Source organism: Streptomyces sp. NPDC111802, assembly GCF_055634335.1.
Genome location: NZ_JBVKCZ010000171.1, coordinates 1 through 2,790, shown reverse-complemented (window position 1 = coordinate 2,790; position 2,790 = coordinate 1). Strand labels below are relative to the sequence as shown.

At 61.0% G+C, this 2,790-nt stretch carries 3 protein-coding genes and 1 pseudogene; 1 reads left to right on the top strand and 3 read right to left on the bottom strand.

Translation table 11 applies throughout. The annotated features are described in order from the left end of the window. Positions 1 to 80: 80 nt before the first annotated feature. Positions 81 to 677 carry a reverse transcriptase domain-containing protein gene (locus ACZ7NC_RS45075; protein ID WP_471498127.1) on the bottom strand — a complete coding sequence of 199 codons (597 nt, stop codon included), beginning with the start codon at positions 675 to 677 and terminating at the stop codon, positions 81 to 83. A 580-nt stretch (positions 678 to 1,257) separates the two neighbouring features. Further along, positions 1,258 to 1,536 (bottom strand): transposase, encoded by a 279-nt coding sequence (locus ACZ7NC_RS45070; protein WP_471498124.1) that lies wholly within the window; start codon positions 1,534 to 1,536, stop codon positions 1,258 to 1,260. A gap of 289 nt (positions 1,537 to 1,825) precedes the next feature. On the opposite strand from ACZ7NC_RS45070, the gene ACZ7NC_RS45065 reads away from it, so the two are divergent. Further along, on the top strand, positions 1,826 to 2,389 hold the full coding sequence (locus ACZ7NC_RS45065) for a cysteine hydrolase family protein (protein WP_471498121.1): 564 nt from the start codon (positions 1,826 to 1,828) through the stop codon (positions 2,387 to 2,389). Between the two features lie 120 nt (positions 2,390 to 2,509). Here the strand turns inward: ACZ7NC_RS45065 and ACZ7NC_RS45060 are convergent. Continuing rightward, a pseudogene (locus ACZ7NC_RS45060) lies at positions 2,510 to 2,790 on the bottom strand (DDE-type integrase/transposase/recombinase); the annotation flags it as partial.

Here is a 2,790-nt window from a genome sequence, read left to right as displayed (position 1 = left end):
CTATCACCCTGGTTGACTATCCACAACCAACGCGGGTGTGTCGCTGTGCACATGTGGAAACAGAACGCCAAAACGCTTATCTACGCGGCATTGCCCTGAGGACTTCCACGGTCCCGTTCCTCTAGGTTTCCATCGGGATGTTGCAGAGGTGCGACTAGCCAACGTCGCACATACATCACTACCCATGGCAGGTCCGTATGACGTTCCACCGCCTTCATCAGGAGAGCGTGGTCGATGGTGTCGAAAAAGGCCCGAATATCAAGGTCGATGACCCAGTCCTTCTTCCAGCACCGCATTCGCGCCATACCCACGGCATCCAGAGCAGAACGGCCGGGGCGGTAACCATAGGAATCACTGTGGAACCCTGGTTCCAGTAGCGGTTCCAACGTCATCGACACGACAGTCTGAGCTATTCTGTCCGCCACTGTAGGCACACCGAGAACACGAACCCCACCTCCAGATTTCGGTATCTCGACCATTCGGACGGGTGGAGGGAAATAACTTCCCGACGACATCCGATTCCAAAGCTTATACAGATTCCCTTTCAGGTCCTGCTCAAACTCTTCGATCGACTGTCGATCCACCCCCGCGGCCCCCTTGTTCGCCGCCACCTTCAAATATGCGTCCCACACAAGTCGTTTCGAGATTTCAAACGACTTGGACTTCGCCTCGCTCACGCAGGCTCCTCCCACATAGGTGGTTGACCAACCAGCGAACCGTAGATGACCCGCCCCCTTCGCTCCACCCGCATTACACAGGTTTCATCACTACTACGGGGCGGTCCGCCCCTGTGCCCCGGATCGGTACTCAACTCCTCACGGATTCTTTCCGCTTGGATCTCTCCCTCTCGCGCCGCGCGGTAATTCCGCACAACGACAGTTCCAAGGCGACAGGTTCTCCTGTTCCGTTTGAGAGCCTGAATCGTGCTCGCGCCCTCTATATGCCGGACACCACCAGAGCAGTAGACAGGTATCCCTCTGGCTTATCCCGCAGTGCAGCGTTCCACCACGGTTTCGATGCCGCCTTAAAGATTTCGACACGTCTACAAGGGTTCGGTTTTACTCGCCTTCACGATCCACACCTGACGTGCTCACTGGCACGCCTTTTCCGCAACGCTCACCACCCCGGCTCTTTACCGACGCAGCTTGCGGTGGTTTGCAGCCTCCTCCTGCAAGGCGGCTGCGGAGGGCCAAACCTCCATCACTCAAACAGCATCGCGACGACTGCTCCCTCAACCATCAGGGAACGCCGACGCGTTCAGGACACACACGCTGCGCATTTTTTCAGGAAGACATTCTCCATTTCGACTTCCTGGATGCGGCGTTCAAGTTCCTTCAGGCGGGCCCGCTCACGCATGGTCAGTGGCGCATCATCTGATGGTTCGTTGCGCTGTTTGTACTTCTTCACCCAGCCCCGGAGTGTTTCCGTATTCAGGCCGAGTTCCCGCGCCGTCTCCGAGACGGTCTTGCGCGACTGGAGCGCAATCTGGACAGCTTCCTCGCGGAACTCCGGGGTGTACTTGTTGGGTGATGCCACTTCGTGCTTCCTCGTTTCCTTGACAGGACAACCCTATTGGGTCCCTGTCCGGAATCTCCGGGGCACCTCACCGTGGGCGTCGGGGCCCGTCACTGACGTGCGGCCCCGGCACTCAGGAGGGCTTGCGGGCCTGTTCGACGATCTCCCGGCATGTCCCGCACAGCGGTCCGGTAGAGCTCCTGCCGTACCGGTGGCAGTAGGCCTGGCTTGGATCTGCGGAACCCCCAACCACGGCTCGGTTGATCCACCAGACTTGCTCTTATTCTTCCACGGAGAAGGGACGGCAAGCATGGCAAACAGTGCGCTTCTGGTGATGGACGTCCAACGGGACATCGTGGCCATCGCCGACGACGGTTCCGGATATCTGCCGCGCTTGCGCCAGGCGATCGACGGTGCCCGGGCTGCCGGCATCCCCGTGATCTACGTGGTGATCGGATTACGGCCGGGCGATCCGGAAGTCAACCCCCGCAACAAGGTGATGACAAGCATCGTGCGGGCCGGCCTGTTCACCGAGGGTGCCCCTGGTACCGAGATCCATCACGATGTCGCGCCCCAGCAGGGCGACGTCGTGGTGACCAAGAGACGGGGGAGCGCGTTCTCGGGCAGCGACCTCGACCTGGTGCTCAGGGCTCGCGATATCGACAGCCTTGTTCTCACAGGCATCGCCACCAGCGCTGTAGTGCTGTCCACCCTGTGGCACGCCATCGATCTGGACTTCGGCCTCACCGTCCTGGCGGATGCCTGCCTCGACACCGACCCCGAGGTGCACACGATGCTTACCGAAAAGCTGTTCCCGCAGTGGGCAGACGTCCTCGCCGTCGAGGACTGGCTCAAGGCCATCGCACCGCAATAGCGGAAGGCCGTCCTGGCGTGCGGGGCAAGCCGGCATTGAGGGTCCCCTCGTACCGGCCTTGTCAAGTTGCCGATGGTGTAGGTGAGTTGGGGCAGGTCGGTGGTGCTGGCTGTGCCTGGCTCAGGCGGTCGCTGTCGTATTGGCGGTGGCGGTGATCGTGCGCCAGAGGGTGTGGCGCTCGGCCATCTCGGCGCGGTAGTCGGGGGCGGTCATCAGGTGGCGGCGGGGGCGGAAGTGCGGTGAGATCCGGGAGAAGGAAGCGAGGAATCTCTGGGCCGTGCCGACGCTGCGGAGCCCTTCATTCTGCGCTCGCGCTCCCGTGTGGGGATATGCGAGTTCTCTGCCCTGTTGTTCAGATACTTCGAGCTGCGGTGCTCGACCGATGGCATGACCTGGCGGTG

What these genes read in the sequence shown, in the direction of transcription:
- ACZ7NC_RS45065 (WP_471498121.1), top strand. Translation starts at nt 1,826, where the DNA reads ATGGCAAACAGTGCGCTTCTGGTGATGGACGTCCAACGGGACATCGTG.